This is a genomic window from Streptomyces lincolnensis (assembly GCF_021173675.1).
GTDB lineage: Bacteria > Actinomycetota > Actinomycetes > Streptomycetales > Streptomycetaceae > Streptomyces > Streptomyces lincolnensis_B.
The window spans coordinates 247,219-264,474 of the sequence record NZ_JAIHON010000006.1 but is presented as its reverse complement, the minus strand read 5'-3'; the positions used below and the strand labels follow the sequence as shown (position 1 = coordinate 264,474).

33 protein-coding genes are annotated in these 17,256 nt (G+C 70.6%); 29 read left to right on the top strand and 4 right to left on the bottom strand.

The features are described 5' to 3' along the window. Positions 1-26: 26 nt before the first annotated feature. The 27 genes from K4B79_RS48300 (at position 27) to K4B79_RS18870 (ending at position 14,747) form a co-directional block, all read left to right on the top strand. Positions 27-1,493, top strand: a complete 1,467-nt coding sequence (locus tag K4B79_RS48300; protein WP_232027968.1) for a UvrD-helicase domain-containing protein — start codon at positions 27-29, stop codon at positions 1,491-1,493. Continuing rightward, the gene (locus K4B79_RS18990) at positions 1,490-1,804 is read left to right on the top strand and encodes a hypothetical protein (RefSeq protein WP_232027967.1); all 315 of its coding nucleotides are present in this window, start codon (positions 1,490-1,492) and stop codon (positions 1,802-1,804) included. The genes K4B79_RS48300 and K4B79_RS18990 overlap by 4 nt, the downstream gene beginning before the upstream one ends. Before the next feature lie 83 nt (positions 1,805-1,887). Beyond that, entirely contained in the window at positions 1,888-2,355 is a 468-nt protein-coding gene (locus tag K4B79_RS18985; protein WP_232027965.1) for a hypothetical protein, read from the top strand. 80 nt (positions 2,356-2,435) lie between these two features. Then, positions 2,436-2,870 carry a WhiB family transcriptional regulator gene (locus tag K4B79_RS18980; RefSeq protein WP_232027963.1) on the top strand — a complete coding sequence of 145 codons (435 nt, stop codon included), beginning with the start codon at positions 2,436-2,438 and terminating at the stop codon, positions 2,868-2,870. A gap of 74 nt (positions 2,871-2,944) precedes the next feature. Beyond that, the gene (locus tag K4B79_RS18975; RefSeq protein WP_232027961.1) at positions 2,945-4,006 is read left to right on the top strand and encodes a helix-turn-helix domain-containing protein; all 1,062 of its coding nucleotides are present in this window, start codon (positions 2,945-2,947) and stop codon (positions 4,004-4,006) included. Next, positions 4,003-4,701, top strand: coding sequence for a hypothetical protein (locus K4B79_RS18970; RefSeq protein WP_232027957.1), 699 nt, complete (start codon positions 4,003-4,005; stop codon positions 4,699-4,701). The genes K4B79_RS18975 and K4B79_RS18970 overlap by 4 nt, the downstream gene beginning before the upstream one ends. After that, positions 4,698-4,988 carry a zinc finger domain-containing protein gene (locus tag K4B79_RS18965; protein ID WP_232027955.1) on the top strand — a complete coding sequence of 97 codons (291 nt, stop codon included), beginning with the start codon at positions 4,698-4,700 and terminating at the stop codon, positions 4,986-4,988. The genes K4B79_RS18970 and K4B79_RS18965 overlap by 4 nt, the downstream gene beginning before the upstream one ends. Then, positions 4,985-5,278 (top strand): hypothetical protein, encoded by a 294-nt coding sequence (locus tag K4B79_RS18960; protein WP_232027953.1) that lies wholly within the window; start codon positions 4,985-4,987, stop codon positions 5,276-5,278. Before K4B79_RS18965 ends, K4B79_RS18960 begins: the two co-directional genes overlap by 4 nt. 208 nt (positions 5,279-5,486) lie before the next feature. Continuing rightward, the gene (locus K4B79_RS18955) at positions 5,487-5,726 is read left to right on the top strand and encodes a hypothetical protein (RefSeq protein ID WP_232027952.1); all 240 of its coding nucleotides are present in this window, start codon (positions 5,487-5,489) and stop codon (positions 5,724-5,726) included. Between the two features lie 4 nt (positions 5,727-5,730). Further along, positions 5,731-6,024, top strand: a complete 294-nt coding sequence (locus K4B79_RS18950; RefSeq protein WP_232027951.1) for a hypothetical protein — start codon at positions 5,731-5,733, stop codon at positions 6,022-6,024. 2 nt (positions 6,025-6,026) lie between these two features. Beyond that, complete coding sequence (gene ssb / locus K4B79_RS18945) at positions 6,027-6,530, top strand: single-stranded DNA-binding protein (RefSeq protein ID WP_232027950.1); 504 nt, start codon at positions 6,027-6,029, stop codon at positions 6,528-6,530. Continuing rightward, on the top strand, positions 6,530-6,658 hold the full coding sequence (locus tag K4B79_RS47805; RefSeq protein ID WP_269463643.1) for a hypothetical protein: 129 nt from the start codon (positions 6,530-6,532) through the stop codon (positions 6,656-6,658). Before ssb ends, K4B79_RS47805 begins: the two co-directional genes overlap by 1 nt. Beyond that, a complete protein-coding gene (locus K4B79_RS18940; protein ID WP_232027949.1) occupies positions 6,658-6,840 on the top strand; it encodes a hypothetical protein in 183 nt (60 codons plus the stop codon). Before K4B79_RS47805 ends, K4B79_RS18940 begins: the two co-directional genes overlap by 1 nt. Next, positions 6,840-7,379, top strand: coding sequence for a 3'-5' exoribonuclease (locus K4B79_RS18935; RefSeq protein ID WP_232027948.1), 540 nt, complete (start codon positions 6,840-6,842; stop codon positions 7,377-7,379). The genes K4B79_RS18940 and K4B79_RS18935 overlap by 1 nt, the downstream gene beginning before the upstream one ends. Positions 7,380-7,445: 66 nt before the next feature. Beyond that, a complete protein-coding gene (locus tag K4B79_RS18930; RefSeq protein ID WP_232027947.1) occupies positions 7,446-8,024 on the top strand; it encodes a hypothetical protein in 579 nt (192 codons plus the stop codon). Continuing rightward, positions 8,017-8,193 (top strand): hypothetical protein, encoded by a 177-nt coding sequence (locus tag K4B79_RS18925; protein WP_232027945.1) that lies wholly within the window; start codon positions 8,017-8,019, stop codon positions 8,191-8,193. The genes K4B79_RS18930 and K4B79_RS18925 overlap by 8 nt, the downstream gene beginning before the upstream one ends. After that, positions 8,190-9,722, top strand: coding sequence for a 3'-5' exonuclease (locus K4B79_RS18920; protein WP_232027944.1), 1,533 nt, complete (start codon positions 8,190-8,192; stop codon positions 9,720-9,722). Before K4B79_RS18925 ends, K4B79_RS18920 begins: the two co-directional genes overlap by 4 nt. Positions 9,723-9,789: 67 nt before the next feature. Then, a complete protein-coding gene (locus K4B79_RS18915; RefSeq protein WP_232027943.1) occupies positions 9,790-10,164 on the top strand; it encodes a hypothetical protein in 375 nt (124 codons plus the stop codon). 40 nt (positions 10,165-10,204) lie between these two features. Next, positions 10,205-10,933, top strand: a complete 729-nt coding sequence (locus K4B79_RS18910) for a hypothetical protein (protein ID WP_232027942.1) — start codon at positions 10,205-10,207, stop codon at positions 10,931-10,933. Continuing rightward, positions 10,930-11,337 (top strand): hypothetical protein, encoded by a 408-nt coding sequence (locus tag K4B79_RS18905; protein WP_232027941.1) that lies wholly within the window; start codon positions 10,930-10,932, stop codon positions 11,335-11,337. The genes K4B79_RS18910 and K4B79_RS18905 overlap by 4 nt, the downstream gene beginning before the upstream one ends. Continuing rightward, on the top strand, positions 11,334-11,522 hold the full coding sequence (locus tag K4B79_RS18900; RefSeq protein ID WP_232027940.1) for a hypothetical protein: 189 nt from the start codon (positions 11,334-11,336) through the stop codon (positions 11,520-11,522). The genes K4B79_RS18905 and K4B79_RS18900 overlap by 4 nt, the downstream gene beginning before the upstream one ends. A gap of 94 nt (positions 11,523-11,616) precedes the next feature. Next, positions 11,617-11,973 (top strand): hypothetical protein, encoded by a 357-nt coding sequence (locus K4B79_RS18895; protein WP_232027939.1) that lies wholly within the window; start codon positions 11,617-11,619, stop codon positions 11,971-11,973. Next, on the top strand, positions 11,970-12,305 hold the full coding sequence (locus K4B79_RS18890) for a hypothetical protein (RefSeq protein WP_232027938.1): 336 nt from the start codon (positions 11,970-11,972) through the stop codon (positions 12,303-12,305). The genes K4B79_RS18895 and K4B79_RS18890 overlap by 4 nt, the downstream gene beginning before the upstream one ends. Further along, complete coding sequence (locus tag K4B79_RS18885) at positions 12,302-13,114, top strand: hypothetical protein (protein ID WP_232027937.1); 813 nt, start codon at positions 12,302-12,304, stop codon at positions 13,112-13,114. Before K4B79_RS18890 ends, K4B79_RS18885 begins: the two co-directional genes overlap by 4 nt. A 3-nt stretch (positions 13,115-13,117) precedes the next feature. Then, the gene (locus K4B79_RS18880; RefSeq protein ID WP_232027935.1) at positions 13,118-13,711 is read left to right on the top strand and encodes a hypothetical protein; all 594 of its coding nucleotides are present in this window, start codon (positions 13,118-13,120) and stop codon (positions 13,709-13,711) included. 85 nt (positions 13,712-13,796) lie between these two features. Next, a complete protein-coding gene (locus K4B79_RS18875; protein ID WP_232027933.1) occupies positions 13,797-14,492 on the top strand; it encodes a hypothetical protein in 696 nt (231 codons plus the stop codon). Positions 14,493-14,540: 48 nt separating this feature from the next. After that, positions 14,541-14,747 (top strand): hypothetical protein, encoded by a 207-nt coding sequence (locus tag K4B79_RS18870; protein ID WP_232027932.1) that lies wholly within the window; start codon positions 14,541-14,543, stop codon positions 14,745-14,747. A 65-nt stretch (positions 14,748-14,812) separates the two neighbouring features. Here K4B79_RS18870 and K4B79_RS18865 read toward each other — a convergent pair whose 3' ends face one another. From K4B79_RS18865 to K4B79_RS18850, 4 genes are all read right to left on the bottom strand, one after another. Continuing rightward, positions 14,813-15,274 carry a hypothetical protein gene (locus tag K4B79_RS18865; RefSeq protein ID WP_232027931.1) on the bottom strand — a complete coding sequence of 154 codons (462 nt, stop codon included), beginning with the start codon at positions 15,272-15,274 and terminating at the stop codon, positions 14,813-14,815. Positions 15,275-15,369: 95 nt separating this feature from the next. Beyond that, positions 15,370-15,600 carry a hypothetical protein gene (locus K4B79_RS18860; RefSeq protein WP_232027930.1) on the bottom strand — a complete coding sequence of 77 codons (231 nt, stop codon included), beginning with the start codon at positions 15,598-15,600 and terminating at the stop codon, positions 15,370-15,372. A gap of 68 nt (positions 15,601-15,668) precedes the next feature. Further along, entirely contained in the window at positions 15,669-16,295 is a 627-nt protein-coding gene (locus tag K4B79_RS18855) for a GIY-YIG nuclease family protein (protein ID WP_232027929.1), read from the bottom strand. 72 nt (positions 16,296-16,367) lie between these two features. After that, positions 16,368-16,637: a sigma factor-like helix-turn-helix DNA-binding protein gene (locus K4B79_RS18850; RefSeq protein WP_232027928.1), complete on the bottom strand. Its 270-nt coding sequence runs from the start codon at positions 16,635-16,637 to the stop codon at positions 16,368-16,370. Between the two features lie 196 nt (positions 16,638-16,833). Between K4B79_RS18850 and K4B79_RS18845 the strand changes: the two genes are divergently transcribed. Beyond that, on the top strand, positions 16,834-17,013 hold the full coding sequence (locus K4B79_RS18845) for a hypothetical protein (RefSeq protein ID WP_232027927.1): 180 nt from the start codon (positions 16,834-16,836) through the stop codon (positions 17,011-17,013). After that, positions 17,013-17,210: a hypothetical protein gene (locus K4B79_RS18840; RefSeq protein ID WP_232027925.1), complete on the top strand. Its 198-nt coding sequence runs from the start codon at positions 17,013-17,015 to the stop codon at positions 17,208-17,210. The genes K4B79_RS18845 and K4B79_RS18840 overlap by 1 nt, the downstream gene beginning before the upstream one ends. Positions 17,211-17,256 lie beyond the last annotated feature (46 nt).

Genomic DNA, 17,256 nt, shown 5'->3' with positions numbered 1-17,256 from the left:
TTCCAGAGAGGAGGTGCACCCCAGTGGTGAACCCCACCCCAGAGCAGACCGAAGCGATCGACGCGTACGGCGACGGGCTGGACCTGGTCCTCCAGGCCGGCGCAGGCTGCGGCAAGTCCTCGACCCTCAAGATGATCGCCCGGTCCGACCGGCGGCGCCGGATGACGTACGTCGCCTACAACAGCGCGATCGCCGCCGACGCCCGCCGATCCTTCCCCGGCACGGTCGTCTGCAAGACCGGCCACGGCCTCGCCTTCGACCCGAAGTACGGCGCCCGTCTCCAGCGGCCGCGCCAGACCGCGCACCAGGCCGCGCAGGCCATCGACGTCCGCTCGATCCTCGGCATCATCGGCGCGACCCCTACGATCCTCACGGACCTCGGCGGCATGAAGGCCATGACCTCGAAGATCATCATGCGGATGGCGCTGGACACCGTCACCCGGTTCTGCCACAGCGCCGACGCCGAGATCATCCAGAAGCACGTCCCCCACTTCGACGGCCTGAAGAAGAACCGCGGCGAAGTCGTCAAGCTGATCCTGCCCGTGGCCCGGGCCGCGTGGGAGGACCTGAAGAACGACGACAGCGTCCTCAACCTCAGCCACGACCACTACCTGAAGATGTGGGCCCTCAGCCGGCCGACCATCCCCACGGACGTGGTCCTCCTCGACGAGGCGCAGGACACCAACGACGTCCTCTCCGCCGTCCTCCTCGCCCAGGAGCACGCCCAGCGCATCGCCGTCGGCGACTCCGCCCAGCAGATCTACAGCTGGCGCGGCGCCAACGACGCCCTGGCCAAGTTCGTGGACGAACTCGGCTGCCCCGAGCTGACGTTGAGCCAGTCGTTCCGGTTCGGCCCGGCGATCGCCGCCCGCGCCAACCAGTGGCTGCGCCTGATCGATGCGCCGCTCCGCCTCACCGGCTGGGAGGCCGCCGAGTCCACCATCGGCTCGCTCGACGCCCCGGACGCGATCCTCTGTCGTACGAACGCGGGCGCCATGGGCATCGTGATGCACGCCCTCGGTGAGGGCCGGAAGGTCGCCCTCGTCGGCGGGGGCAGCGCCATCAAGCAGCTCGCCTGGGCCGCCGAAGCCCTCCAGGGCGGCAAGCCGACCGACCACCCGGAGCTGATGGGCTTCGCCTCCTGGGACGACGTCCGCCAGTACGCCGCCGAAGAGGACGGCTCCCTTGAGGTCCTGGTGAAGCTCATCGATGAGCACGGGCCCGAGCGGATCGTTTCGGCAGCCGACGGACTGTGCTCGGAGCAGCAGGCCGAGCTGGTCGTGTCGACCGCGCACCGGTCGAAGGGCCGCGAGTGGCCGGCGGTCCGTATCCACGCGGACTTCCGCGCGCCGAAGCCGCACCAGAAGACCGGCCTGGTGGTCCTGCCGCGCGAGGAGGCCCGCCTGGCGTACGTGGCGGTGACCCGGGCGCGCGAGCAGCTCGACGACACCGCCCTCGCCTGGGTGTCCACCGTCACGGCGGTGAGCGAATGAGCGTGGTCGAGTGGACCGGGCGGGCGAGGGCCCGGACGATGCGCTGCTGGCGCTGCGGACAACGCGCTGAGCACGTCCTCTACGAGATCCGCGACACCGAGGCCGACGTCAGCGGTACGGAGCGGATGTGCATCAACTGTGGCAAGAGCACACACGGTTGGGGCTCGGAGCACCGGTTCTGGCTGGGCGAGAGGCAGAAGGAACTGATCTGCGCCCTGCTGGTGGCCCTCTGGCTGGCCGACCAGATCGTGCGGTCCGCCGATCGCTCCGCGGCCGAGCAGATGAGCTTGTTCGAGGCGGTGAGTTCGTGACCCGCACCGATGGGACTCTCAGTACCTTTCCCGCGGCCGTTCCCGGCCGCCAGCGGGACTGGATTCGGGTTACGAACCTCGCCGTGCCCACCGTGTGGCTGGCGACCGCCGACGGCCTCATGCTGCTCGATCTGCTCGCCATTGAACTGGCGGTCAACGGCCTCCGCACAGGCGACTGGAAGCTCACCGGCCCCGAGACCGCCTTCGCGGCGGACACCCTGCTCCAGCGCGGTACTGATCGCGCGCTGATCTCGCGGCGCCTCGGCATCGACTACCGGACCCTCCGGATCTGGTTCCCGGCCGACGACACGCCCCTGTGTGAGGCGTTGAGCCGAGTTCGTACACAGGCCGAGTGGAGGCAGGAGAAGGCGCAGCGCCAGTCCGCCGCGCCTCCGGCTCAGTGCGGCACGTACCAGGGCGCCCGACGGCACAGCCGGCGGAAGGAGCCTTTGTGCCCGCCGTGCCGGGAGGCGAAGAACGCCGGGGACCGCCACTACCGAGAACACGGCACGTACAAGGGCGCTCCGACCGTCTCCGCGGCGGCCTCGTGACGGCCGTCGCGACGCCCCGTCACGTACCCGCCACCAGCCCAGTTTCGTTTGATCTTGACCGACCGTACGGAGGACCCGTCATGGATCGAGAGTGGGAGCTGAAAGCCCTCTGCCGCAGCGAGGATCCGGAGCTCTGGTTCTCCAAGAGGACCTGGCGCCGGGCCAAAGAGATCTGCCTGGAGGAGTGCCCGGTCCGCGAGGAGTGCCTGGAGGCGATCCTCGCTCGTGAGTCGCACACGGCCGCCAGCCTCCGCGTCGGCATCGTGGCCGGCCTCACGGGAGCACAGCGCGCGAAGGTCGCCGCCTCCCGCCGCCCCACGGCCCCGGCCGCCAACGAGCCGGAGGCGGAGAAGCCCAAGGGCGGGCGCCCGCTCGCGCCCTGCGGCACGAAGGCTGCGTACGACCGGCACGTACGGAAGAAGGAGCCGATCGACTCGGCATGCCGGGAGGCGAACACCCGGTGTGCCGCCAGTTGGCGGCACACCGGGTCGACGAAGGTTCCCGCCGCCCGCTGAGCCCCCGGGGGCCCAGCGGATGAGACCGGCTGCCGGGCCCCCGGCCACTACTCCACCTATCGAATGAGGAGCGCGTGAGCACCGAGGCTGTCTCCTGGGCGATGGACGACGCCCCGATGCTGCGGACCGAGAAGAATCGGCCCGATAGCACGGCGCGGCACGTCCTCCAGGTCCTCGGCGAGCACGCCCGCCCCGACGGCTCCAACGCGCACCCCTCGAACCTGCGGATCCAGTACCGGACCGGGTACGACGAGCGGACCGTCCAACGTGCTCTCCGTCGCCTGGAGGCCGGTGGTCTGATCCGGAAGCAGGGCACGGTCAACGGCCGGACCAAGTGGAAGCTCCAGATGCACCTGCGGCGGCCGGAGTTCGACTGGGCCGAGCTGGAGGCCGAGGCTGAGGACGCGAAGAAGCAGGCCGCGGAGCGTCAGCGGCGGGCCCGGGCGAAGCGGGTCACGCACTCGGAGCCCGTGACGGTCACGCACGGAGAGTCCGTGACTGTCACGCACTCAGACGACGTGACAGAGAGGGGTGTCACGCACTCAGAGTCCGTGAGTCACGCACTCCCAATGCGTGACGTCACGCACTCTGCGTCCGAACGTCACGCACTCAGCGCCCCCCTAACCACCAGTCAACCGTCAGAGAACCACCAGCAACCGCTCGCAGGTCCCGCCGACGCTTCCGGTGCCACCGCCACACCAACCCCCGGTGACACAGGAGACGCACAAGACGAGGTCCTCAAGGGAGAGCCAGTCGACGACGCTCTGGCCGCCGACTCCGACGCCCCGATCACCGCACAGACAATCGTCGGCGAGTGGCTGGAGCGCTGCACCGAGCGCCCGCCTTCCCGCGTCATCGGCCACCTCTCCAAGGAGATCCGGATCCTCCTCGACGAGGACCGCATCCACCCCGACTGGATCCGCCGCGGCATCGCGACCTGGATGACGAAGGGCCTCCACCCCTCGACGCTCGCCAGCGTCGTCAACGAGGTCATGAACTCCTCCGCGGCGCCCCGCCAGTCCGCCGGCCCGGGCTACGACCCCACGACCGGCACCGACCTCTTCGACCGCGCCATGGCCCGCGCCAAGGCCCGCGACGAAGCCGCCGCAGCAGCAGCCGAAGGAGGCACCCCATGAACAGCCAGGAGGCCACGGCCCTCTGCGCCTACGTCCACCAACTGTGCCCTCAGCAGCGCTTCAACGAGCACACCCCCGACGTCTGGGGTGACATCCTCGCCCCGTACAGCCTCGACGAGGCCCGCGCCGCGGTCGTCACCGTCGCCTCCCGCCAGGCCTTCGTCGCACCGGCCGAGATCATCGCCGAGATCAAGGCCCGCCGTGCCGAGCGCATCGCGCTGGCGAACATCGTCTACGACGGCAACCCGCTGGAGACCGGCGCCGAGTCGGCCGCCGCGATCCGAGAGATCATCCGAGCCGCTGGAGACGGCCTCACAGGCCCCAGCAGCATCCGTGCCTCCCTCGGGGCCGGAGATCGCCCCGCACTGCCCCCAGGTGCCGATCATGGCCCGTACGAGGGCCGTGCAGCCGCCGTCCGAGCTGCCATCGGCAAGATGCCCGCCGACCGCGACACCTCCAAGGACCCTCGCGGCCGAGGCTGCCGACGCTGCGGCGCCGCCCCCGGCGCCAGCTGCACGACCAACGGACAGCGCCGCAAGGACGTGCACCCCGTCCGCCTGGAGGACACCCAGCGCGAAGCCGCCGGACTCCCGCTGCTCGACCTCGACGCGGCCGAGGCCCGAATCAAGGCCGCGTCCGCCGCCGCCCTCGCAGTTCGCAACGAGGACCAGGAGCCGGAGGTAAAGGCGTCATGACGGGCCTTCCCCAGCAGCGCCGTCGGCCGTACCGGTTCGCCGCGATGGCCATCCAGTGCACCTGGTGCAAGGCGGGCCCGGGTGCCCTCTGCACGAACCAGCGCGGCAGCGTCGACCGGCGCAAGGACGTGCACAGCGCCCGCGCCATCGAATGGATCAGGGTCATGTCAACCCGGTGCCCTGAGCGCATCTGCCAGGCCCCCGCCAGCGAGCCCTGCACCCTCACCCCCAACGTCCACCAGGCCCGCGTCCTCGCGGCCAACACCCCGACCACCACCACGCCATGAAGCGACCCATCCCGTGCAGAGAATGCCGCCGCCCCGTCCTCTGGACCACCACCGAGGCCGGGAAGCGCCTCGCCGTCGACCCCAACCCGAACCCTGCAGGCAACACCGCAGTGTGGCGGGACGGCACCGGCGCCGTCCGATCCCGCCGGCCCTCGGACGAGCTCCCCCTCACCGGCTGGGAGCGGCTCCACATGCCGCACGTCGCCACCTGCCCCGCCCGAACCGAGCAGCTCGCCCTCCCCGTCGGAGTAACCAGCCTCGACGCCCACCGCCGAAAGAAGCGCCAATGAAGTGCCGGTTCTGCCCGAAGCAGCTCCGGACGCCAGAGTCCCGGGCCCGCGGCTACGGACCTGTCTGCGGAGAGAGACGCGGCCTCATCCCGAAGCCAGTGCCCCGCCCGCGACCCGCGCTGACGCCCGTCAAGCCCGTCATGACGCCCACCGTCCACCCCGACCAGACCTCCATCCCCATCCAGCCCCAACTCCCCGAGGAGCCCGAGTGACCGACCCCGTCGTCACGGAGATCGTCGTCGTCCACAACCCCCAGCCGCCCCGGTACCACCACACCGACGTCGACGGCGACCGGCTCCTGATCACCACCGCCGACATCCCCAACCTCGGCCCCGGCGTGATGTTCCGGACCGACCCCAACGGCTCCAGCGTCCCGCTCGCCGAAATCCCCAACCTCATGGCCCGCCTCCAGGAGATCGCGGACCACCAGACCACGAAGGAGAACTGATCCGGTGAACGGACCTCAGCACTACCGCGAAGCCGAACGGCTCCTCTCCGAAGCCTCGTTCACCAGCATCACCGGCAGCCCCGTCACACGCGAGGGCCTCCCCCGGTGGCCCGAGCAGCAGGCCGCACTCATCGCCCGCGCCGACGTCCACGCCAGGCTCGCCCAGGTCGCCGCCCACGTCCTCGCCCAGCCCCTGGCCGGCGACCCCGACAGCCGCGGATACGACGGCGAGGACTGGGGTGAGTGGATGGAAGCCATCCACCGCACCACCACGAAGCACACCACCAAGGAGAACTGACCTTGCTCCCCACCCTGACCGGCGTCGGCCGCCTCACCGCCGACCCCGAACTCCGCTTCACCCAGGCCGGGAAAGCCGTCGCGTCCATCGCGCTCGCCTTCAACTCCCGCCGCCTCAACCAGCAGACCCAACAGTGGGAGGACGGCGACACCTTCTTCGTCCGCGGCACTGTCTGGGAGCGCTTCGCCGAGAACGCCACCGAGTCCCTCGCCAAGGGCATGGAGGTCCTCGTCACCGGCGAACTCCGCACCGAGCGCTGGGAGAAGGACGGCCAGAAGTACGAGCGGCCGGCCCTCCTCATCCGCTCCATCGCCCCCAACCTTGCCTACGCCGTGGCGAAGGTCTCGAAGGACGCCGCCAGCCAGCAGAACGGCCAAGGCGGACAACGCCAGACCGCCCAGCAGCACCCCCAAGGCCAGCAAGCACAGCAGCAGTACCGCCAGGGCCCGCCCCCGCAGGACGACCCCTGGAACACCGGCCCCAGCGGCAACGAGCCGCCCTTCTGATGCGCGCCCTCCACGCCCTCATCAGCACCGCAGCCGCCGCCGTACTCCTCCTCAGCTGCCACACCACCAGCGACGCCGTACCGACACCCTCGCCGGCACCGCCACCCGTCGCCCCGGAGAACTACTGATGGCCGCCCTCCTCCGCCTCCCCGGAGGCACCCGAGACGCCACCGAACTCGTCGAAGCCCTCCTCGTCGCTGCCCAAGCCCGCGAGACCACCGCACCCGAACTCGCCACCCGCTGGCGCCAACTCGCCCACGACATCGGCGACAGCCTCGACGCACTCCCACCACCACGACAGGACACCTGATGCGGATCTTCTACGACACCGAATTCATCGACGACGGCAAGACCATCGACCTCATCAGCATCGGCATGGTCCGCGAAGACGGACGCGAGCTGTACGCCGTCAGCAGCGAGTTCAACCAGACCGCCGTACGCCAAAACCCCTGGCTGATGGAGAACGTCTGGTCGTCCCTGCCGATCCGGAAGAACCAGCCCGGCTACCGCGGCATCGACAGGCTCGACCTGGACCACCCCGACGTCCGACCCCGCGCCCAGATCGCCAACCTCGTCGAGGACTTCATCCTCACCACCCCCGACCCCCAGCTCTGGGCCTACTACTCGGCGTACGACCACGTCGCCCTCGCCCAACTCTGGGGCCCCATGATCAACCTGCCGCGCGGCATCCCCATGCAGTCCGACGACCTCGTCACCGAGGCCAAGCGCCTCGGCCTCCGCCCGATCGACCTCCCACAGCAAGCCGACGGACTCCACAACGCCCTCGCCGACGCCCGCCACAACCTCGTCCGCGCCCGCTTCCTCGACCAGATCGCCGCACAGCAGTAGCCCACCCACAGAGGACAGGGACCCCACGCAGGGACCCACCTCCGGCCACCACACCGGAGCATGTCCATGATCAACCACCCCGACAGGAACCAGGAACCGGAACCGGTTCGCCCCTGGTTCGCGCGCCTGTTCCGCAGGCCGACGCCCGTCATGACGCCCCCGCGCAGCACCGCCTCCTGCCTCCCGAACCTCGGTGACGCCCTCGCCGCCAGCGTCCGTCAGGCCGAAGACCTCCACCTCGCCCGCGAGGAGGCCGCGCGCTGGAAGAGCCACGCTGACGAGTTCGCCCAAGAGTGGGACGACGCGCAGCGCGAGGTCGCGCAGCTCCTCGCCTGGATCGCTGCCCTTCATCCGGCGACCGCGGTGATCGCCCCGTCGCATGCCCCTGAGGGGTCGCAGGACCTATACGTCGAGGCTGGCGGCTGGCAGCTGTCCTGGCCCATCGCGGCGCGCGACGCCGACCTGTTCCGGCACGTGCCCGCGGTCGACGTGACGGACCCGCGGGCCCAGTGGGACGGGCACGGTTCGGAGCAGCGGGGTGAGCGGATCCGGAACCACGTCCGCCTCCTGGCGCTCGATGTCGTCGCTGACGGGGCGCTGACGGCCGTCACGACGGCCCCCGGGCCGCAACCGCGGAGTGCCTGAGCCCGTCGAGGCCGGGGCGTGCGCGCACTGGATCGGTGCCGAGCAACGCCACTGCCGGTCCACCGACCGCGTGCGCCTCTTCCTCATCGGCCGCCGCTGCCCCGACCACACCCCGAACGCCATCAAGGGCTTGCCCGAGCCCGGCACGCTCAGAAAGGCCAGCACATGACCCTGCCCATCGCCTTCGTGGACTGCGAGACCACCCACCTCGACGCCAGCATCGGCCACGCGTGGGAAGTCGCCGTCATCCTCCGCGAGTTCGAGGACGGCCAGCCCACGGACACCGAGTACGTCTGGCAGATCCGCCCCAACCTCGCCCACGCCGACCCCGAGGCACTGAAGGTCGGCCGCTACGAGGAGCGGTTCGCCGTCCCGCCCGGCGTCGAGGCCGCGTGGACCGCCGACGAGAGCGGACACGTTGCGCCGATGACCCGGGCCGAGGCCGTCACCGCCATCGTCAACGTCCTGCGCGGCGCCGTCCTCGTCGGCTCGAACCCTGCCTTCGACGACCGCCACCTCCGGCGCCTCGTCGGCCGAGGCCGCGCTCAGTGGCACTACCGGCCGTACGACATCGTCCAGCTCGCCGCCGCCAAGCTCGGCACCCAGGCCCTCGGACCACTGCCCTGGCCCACTCACCCCATGTCCCGCGCCATCGGCGTCGAGCCGCCCTCGAAGGACGTCGCCCACACCGCGCTTGGCGACGCCCGCTGGGCCCGCGACGTCCACGACGCCGCCACCCGCCGCCAGCCGTACGAGGTCACCGTGGAAGGCCGGGCCCAACACGCCATGGGCCTGTACATCGAAACCGCCATCGCCCTGGAGGACGCCCACCGCGAGCTGGCGACGACGAAGGCCGAGCTCGCCGAGGAGAAGGCCAGCCACGACCCGCGCCTGCGTTGCCTGATCGTCAAGCCTGACCGTGACCGAGACCAGTACGTTGGCTGGTCCAACGTCTGCGAGATGCCTGCCGGCGTCTGGTCCCGGGAGACCGCGCTGGAGTACGGCTTCCCGGCCTCCCGCCTCGACCGGGCGGACCAGACCGGTACGTCGTCGCACATCGGCGACGGCGCCTGGGACGACAAGGGCTTCATCGCGGAGCAGCGCGGATGGCTGCGCCGGGAGCTGCTCGGGGACTACGCGATCGAGTACCTCCTCGGTGACCGGGAGGCCGCCTACGCGCTGCTGGAGCCCCTCGATAGTGAGCCCGGTGACGCCCCGTCACAACCCGTCAGCCCGGGCGAGGCCGACACTGCGGTCGTACCGCGCACCGAGCGCGAGCGCTGGGTGGACATCGCCAACGCCCTCAACGCCGCACACGCCGCCGGGATGCCGGTCGGCATCGACCTCGACGGCACCCTCACCGACCACAACGCCTGGTCGGTCATCTGGGACCCGGCCACCGAGCGTTGGACGGTCGCCGGATACGAGGACGAAGGCGACGAGACTCCGTGCACCTGCACCGTCGCCGAGCGCTGCGAGCGGTGCTCCGACGACGACCAGGACGAGGAGTTCGTGGAGTCCGGCGACGCGGACGGCGACGTCTTCGAGCTGATCTCCGAGATCGCCGTACGCCTCACGGACGCGACTGACGAGGGCGAGTACCACGCCGCCGGCCTCATCGCCGACCTCGCCAACGGCCGCAAGACCCTCGCCGAAGCCCGCGCCGAGCTCGCCGAGATCACCTTCCGGCACGTCTGACGGGCCCGGCCGCCCGCGGGCAATGCGGGCGGCCGGCGCCCCGCCGTCCCACAACCCAGGAGCAGCCGTGCGATCAGCCGCCCTGACCCTCTTCGACCTCACCGCTCTGAACCCCGAGACGCCCCGCACCTGCGAATGGTGCGGCAACAAGCCCGCCACCACCCGCGTCTGCGCCGTCCAGAACCTCCTCGGCCTCCATCCCGCCGGGTTGATGGCCAACGCGTACCGCAAGGCCTTCCACCGCGCCCACTCCGGACCTTGCTGCGATGCCTGCGCCCGGTACATGGCCAGCGCCTGGTGGGGCCCGACGTACGCCTGCCCCCGCGGCACCTGCTGGGTCTGGGCCCACACACTCGCCCACCCGCGCCCCAGCTGGAACTGCACGCAACACCACACCGAACACACCGTCGTGTGGTGCACGCCGCTGGAACAGGCCCTCTGACCAGCACTACAGCCAACCACTCACCACCAACGGAGCACCCATGTCCATGGACGACCGCCCCGAGGCGCTCGACGCCCTCCTCGCCCACGTCGCCGACAACCTCCCCGACGAGACCGCCTCGGCGCTCGTCCGCCTGACCGCAGCCGTAGACGCCGAAGAGGCGCGCGAGCGCGACGGCATCCGTGACACCAGCCCCCTCTCCCGCCTTCGCCTTTGCCCGCGCCCCGAACACCACGACCCCCACGACTACGACGAGGACGACGAGACCGGGCTGCACTGCCTCGGCCTGGCCGACGGCGAAAGCACCGCCGACATCGCCTCCCCAACGAAGCAGCTCGCGACCCTGGAGGAGCAGTCCGCTGCTCGGATCGCCGCGCTCCTGGCCCCGCTGGAGAGGAAGGTGCGCGAGCACAGGGCACAGGAGCGCGCCGAGATCCGGGCCGCCGTACTCGCCATCGCCGCCCGGCACCTGCGCACCACCCTGTTTCACCAGGTCTACGACGACGCTGGACTGCGCACAGCCGAAGGCGTGACCCGAGCCGCCGACGAGCTGCTGCGCCTGGTCGCCGACCCCAACGTGGCAACCACCGCACCAGTCGCCGACGCTGACCGGGTCGCCGCCGCGCTCGCCGAGGTCCGCCGCTTGTGCGAGATGACCATCGCGGCGTCTGTCCGCGTGGGCGCCATCGACCAGGCCCGCGACACCCTGGCAGCCATCGACCGCGTCATGGCCGCCGAGGCGCAGCAGGGCGGGGCGCAGCAGTCGTGACTCTCAAATTGGAGCAGCCCTACAGCTACACCTCCCTGGCCCACCGGCTGACGCTGCGCTCGGCCGCCGACCTGAGCGGCCGCCGGTACGTCTGGTTGGAGGCTGAGAACCTCGCCGGCCGTACCGTCACCGTCACCAGCGTGTGGCTTCGGCTTGATCAAGTGGCCACGCTCCGCAAGCACCTGGCCGCCGGGACCAGGTACGAGACCATGGACCACACCGGCGACAGGCTGATCGTCCGGCCGGGCGTCGAGACCGTGGTCGAGGTGACTCGACGGCCGGTCGTCGGCGAGGCAGCCGCGACGGTCCGCGTCCGCGTCCCGAGTGACCGACTGCCCGAGTTGAGGACTGCGCTGGCAGCGACAGCCGAGCAGGCGCAGCAGCGGACCGGGGCGTCGTCATGACGGGCGTCATCGCCTACCTCGCGATGGTCATCCCCGTGGCCGCGCTGCTCTGCTGCCACCAGGGCGAGGGCGCGCCGCCCGGCGCCCGCGCGCTCGTCCGCGTCCTTCGCCGGCCGCGCCCGTCCTGGGCGGTCGGCCCGGTCCGTGCCCGCCGCTACGCCCGTCTCCGCCAGGAGTCCAGATGATCGCCACCGTCGTCGGGGCCGCCTGCCCGCTGCTCTACCTGACCGCCGGGGCTGTCCTCGCGTTCCACGTCCACCGTGCTGCTCGGAGGAAGCCGTGACCGCGAACCGACGCACCGCCCGCGCCCTGGCCCTGGTCGCGCTCGCCTCGACGGCCGCCGGCCTGTACGCCGCCTCCCTGGTGAACCTCTGGCTCGCCCTGCCCGGCCTGTACGCGGCCGCCGTCCTCGCCTGGTGCTCGAACCGGTACTACGCCGCCCACCACCGGCAGGTCGCCGAGGAGGCCTGGGAGGAGCGACACGTACTCGGCGAGTGCCCTGCTCCGTTGGATCCGTGCTGCGCGCTCGCCCGCCACAGCGGGGGTGCAGCGCACGACCGTCGGAAGTGCACCGACCTGTTCCACCGGATCACCGCCGACCTCACCGCCGACCACGCCACCAGGAGCAGCCTGTGAGCTACCCCGCCCTCTTCACCACACCCGGCATGCGGGACTTCGCCGAGGCCGTGGACACCGAACGGCAGCGCCAGCTGGAGAAGTTCGGCGACCAGCATCACCCGATCCTCCGCGGCCTGCACTCCGTCGTCCTCTTCGAGGACCTCGCCGACGGTCTGAGGAAGACCAACGACGACCCCGCCCAGCGGTGCTGGATGACGATCCTCCTGGAGGAGGCGTACGAGGCCGGCGCCGAGACCGACCTCGCGAAGTTCCGCGAGGAGGTCGTGCAGATCGCCGCGGTCTGCCAGGCGATCATCACCGACCTCGACCGTCAAGGAGCCCAGGGATGAGCCGCCCGACCCCCAGCCGCACGGTCGACCGCCGCGCCCGCACGCACATCAAGGCCCTCATCGACGAGGCCAAGCACCAGACCGCGACCTCGCCCATGCCCGCCCAGATGTTCTTCGCCGGCATGCTCTCCGGCCTTGGTGCCGCGCTGGAGGTCATCGACGGCGGTACGGCCGAGGGCTCGATGGAGGCGATCGTCCAGAAGATGTCGGCCGCGATCGGCCAGGCATACCTCGACGGCAAGCTCCCGCCCCAGCCACGCCGACTCCTGTCCTGCGGGTTCTGCTACGAGGAGCAGGGCGAGGAGGTCCACCCGCACCCCGAGTGCCCGATCGGCACGACCACGGTGCAGCGCGTCCTCGACCTCTACGAGCAGTGGGTAAAGGCCGGCCCGCCGAAGCTCGGCACGCCCATCGCCCGCGAGTGGGACCGACGCCTGGCCGAGCTCCGGGCCGCCATCCACGGCCCCGTCAGCCCCGTCGTGACGGGCGTCACCGGCGACCCCCACGCCACCCTCAACCACGCGCGCACCCTCGCCCCCATGCTCGAAGGACTGCACACCCTCCTCGCCACCAGTTCCCGCGACTGGGGCGAGTACCGCGTCGACGCCTGGCTGTGGGCTGTCCTCTGCGGCTGGGACTGCGAGCAGACCGAGCACGACGACTCCTGCACGCATGGGGCGATGGAGGAGATGCAGCAGCGTCACGGGTGGGACGACGAGGCTGTGGCGAAGGCCCGCCGGTATCGGGAGGCCGTACGCGCGATCGCCGCTCTCGACGGCGCCGAGCAGACCACCACGAAGGAGGACTGACCCGTGACGATCGCAGTCGACTTCGACGGTGTGATCCACACCTACAGCCGCGGCTGGGCGGACGGGACGATCTACGACCCGCCCCTGCCCGGCGCCCTCGACGGCCTCCGCGCCCTCCTCGACCAGGACGCCGTGTTCATCCACACCACCCGGGACCCCGTCCAGGTCGCCATGTGGCTCACCGCCCACGGTGGCTTCACCTGCCAGCTCCAGCACACCGGCCCGTTCTGGAACGTGCGCGGCGAACTGCTGGTGACGAACCGGAAGCTGGCCGCGACCGCGTACCTCGACGACCGGGCCGTCCGCTTCACCAACTGGGACCAGGCCCTCGCCGAACTCACGCCGAAGCGGGATCTGACCATGCGATCAGAGCGCACGATCCTCGTGGTCCTCGCCCAGGACCGTGCCGAGTTCCGCGAGTGGTGTGCCGCGTCTGGCCTCTCTGAGCGGGACCGAGACGTCGTCTATGCGGACAGGCTCGACAAGCTCCGAGGGATCGGCCGGATCAAGGTCATTCGTTGCCCCCGCTGGCACCAGCACCGAAACTCCACGCTGCTCGGCCAAGTTGCCCACGAGCTCCAGCAGCAGAGCCGTTGACATGCGGAAGGGGCGCGCTTCACGTCTCGCCAGACCAGCGCGCCCCCGGCAGTGATCACCGTACCCGCGAACAACTGGAGTCACGATGACCACCGCCAACCACCTCCACCACGTCATCAACCACTGGACCGACCTCCAGACCGCCCTCGGGACCAGCCAGGCCGACACCTGGCCCCCCGTCATGGGCATCGCCCGCCTCCACGAACACCTCAAGGCCGACGACCAGGCCGTGGAGCTCCGCGCCCTGGAACGCTCACCCGACCAGATCGGTGCCACCGCGGCCCCGCTCCGCATCGCGATCCTCGACACCATGACCGACCTCGACCAGCGCCTGGTCGACGCCGCCGACATCCTCGCCAGCCACGTCCAGCGCGACCCCACCCCCAGCCGCGTGCGCGTGGCCGGCCCCGGAGACGACGTCGCCCTCGCCCTGCGCACGCTGATCGTCAAGGACGAGCACGACGAACGACGGTGGAGCTACACCGACCCCCGCCGCCGTACCGCGCCGTACGCGGCCGCATGGCTCCTGGCCCGTCATGACGGAGCTCCCGGCCCCTTCGAGAAGCTTCGCCCGCTCCACCAGGACGCCATCGCTTCGGTCGCCCGATGGGCCGCCAAGCAGGTCGACATGGCCCTGGAGATGACGCGGAAGACGCAGGTCCTGGAGCGGCCGTGCCCGCACTGCCGCGGGGTCCTACGCATCGAGGGCGGCGACGGCCAGGACCCGGCAGTCCGCTGCCGAAGCTGCGGCCGCACCTGGACCGGCACCGCTGCTGCCTGACGACTTCCCCGCCCGCGCCCGGGCAGGGCCAACCCCGAGAGGAACACCATGTCTGAGAAGATCATCACCGCGCGTCCCGAGGACCTGGCGAAGGCCGAGCTGATCGACGCGATCCGCAAGCAGACGGACAACGCCAGGACGCAGATCCCGCGCGAGGGCGCAGCTGCCCTCCGCGACCTCGCCGAGGCCTACGCCATCGTCACCACGCCCACGCTCCCGCCTCTGGAGCTGAGCACCCCCGTTGACGGTTCCTGACGGGCGTCACGACGCCCGGCCCTTCGGGGCCGGGCCCGACCCCACATCGGCCGCCGGCACTCGCCTCATAGCCCTCGCCGCCGTGCGCCGTCAGCCTCGGCCTCCGCCAACAGCGCCACTACGTCGTTCAGTTCGCCAGTCTCAGCGATACGCAGAGCCCTGTCGACGATCGCGAGCAACCTCCGATGCTCGATGTAGGCCAAGTGCACACGCACGTTCCGGAGTTGACCGCGCCAGTCGTCGTCGGGAATTCCGGGGCTGTCGCCCAAACTGCACTCTCCACCCATCCAGCCGCGCACGTGCGACACGATGATCTCGCCCATGGGCCGGAAGTCGTGCACCGTTCCGCACTGGTACTCGCCCTCGCCGACTTCGAGACGTCGCAGATTGCCCGGGACCGACCAATCGTTGATCCGGCGATGCTTCTGGCAGGTGAAGATTTGCCACGCCAGGCCGTCCTTCCTTCGCCGACGGAAGGACGTGAAGGCGGCTGGACAGGGGCACGCGGTTACTTGGCGTAAATGCATGTCGCGAGTCTCGCAACGGCCTGGTCGGGTCACCGCTCCGCAGGCCCGCACCGCGCGTGACGTACGGCACATTGCGTCGGTCTTGAGGCCCGCACTCAGGACGTCTCGGCATTGAGACCGCCCCATTCTCCTGGGCCGCCGCCACGCCAGTCGATCCACTGCACCTGGGCTACGTCCGCCGGGTCCACCTCCAGGCCAGCCCGGCGGAGGAACTCGGCGACGTCGACCAGGCCGTGCGCCAGGCCGAGGATCTCGCCGTCCACACGCACCCGCCGACCGCCCGTCGTGGACGGCGGGTGCACGATCACGCGTATCGGCCCGGCCATGGCTCCAGGATCATCCCGAATGCCTGGCACCGCATTCCGACGCCCCCCGTGATCGATAGGGCTCTCGGTCACTCGCCAGCCTCGCGCTCGCCCGCCGATGGCCGGTCCTTCCCCGAGCCCTTGTACCCGCGCAGCAGATCCTGGACGGTGGCGGGCTTGATCCCTAGGCGCCGCGCGATCCCGCGCAGCGACTCGCCCTCGGCGTCCATCCGACGAGCCAGCTCGCCCCGCTCCGCAGCCCACTTCGCAGCGCGAGTCCGGGTCTCCGCCGTGATCTGCGCCTGAGCACGCGACCGCGCCTCCGGGTCGTCGATGCGCTCCACGTCGTCAAGGGCGTCGAACACTCGCTGCACCAGAGACTCGGATACCCGAGACCCAGCAGCCGGGACCGCTGGAGAACGCCGCAGCCTGTTGTGCCAAGGGTTCTCAGCGTGAATCGCCTTGTACTCCTCCGTAAACGCCTGCATCCGGTCAGGCCACCAGGTGATGGAGTAGGCGGCGACGTCCGTCCACCACGCCTTCGAGGTCCGGTGCTGAGACCAGCGGATCGGCGGGTAGTCGGTGCTGCCGATATACAACAGCTCGCCATCCGCGCCGTAGAGCCGGTAGACGGCTGCCAGTTGCGGCTCTGACGGAGTCGGCGGCCGCACCGAGATGGGGACGAGTTGCGGGTGCGCTGCGGTCTGTACGCTCAAGGGAGCGCCTCCCTATCGCTGGGATCGGGCTGCTGCATGGCCGGGCGGTCTCTCACACCGCCCGGTCATCTCTCATTCCTCTGACGGCGTCGCGTCGGGGTCGTCGGCAAGGATCTGTCGGACCCTGCCGAAGCTGATCCCCAACTCCTTGGCGATCTCCCGGAGCGTCATACCGCCGTCCTTCATCTCCTGCATCGCCTCCCTCCGGCGCCGCCGCCACTCCAATCGGGCAGCTTCCATGGCCTCGTCCAGCCGCCGGGCCCGCTCCGCTGGCGCCGCCTCTACCGCCACGGCGGCAATGGCTTCACGCACGCGCCGCACCTCCTCCGACTGGTCGTCCATATCCGTCCCTCTCCGGGAGTGGGGAGGCGGATTTCTCGTGCCGTCTTGTATAGGTAGCCTACACAAGTGTAGTTTACCTACACAACGGCGCGGAGGGCCTCCTCCGGCCTTGCGCAACAACAAAAACCCCGGCCCGGAGTTGCCGCTCCATATGGGCCGGGGGGCCAGATCACCCGAGCGATCAGGAGAAACGACCGTGCACCACGGTACCGATCAACCCCCCGAGCAGCCCACCCCCGTCGCCGAGGACGCCAACGTCCCCGCGCCCCTGCTCCATGCTCGGGCCGCCGTCGACTACAGGAACACCCAGCGCCGCAGCAACCAGCTCTCCCGCGAGGACCGCGTCCACGGCATGCAGACGGGCGGTGGCTACTGATGGGCCTCCGCGACATCATCCGCAGCCTCGCCCCCGGTTACGACCGCCAGCTCGCCGAGGACCTCTCCGCCCAGAACCGCGCCGGCCACCGCCGGTCCATCCCGGGCGTCGCCGCCAAGGCCGAAGCCTGGGAGGAGAAGGACCGTCAGCGCGACCGCTTCGCGCGCAACAAGTCGTGCGAGACCGACTGGAACTGAGGAGCCCGACGTGTTCGAGCGCTTCATGTACGCCCTCGCCATCGTC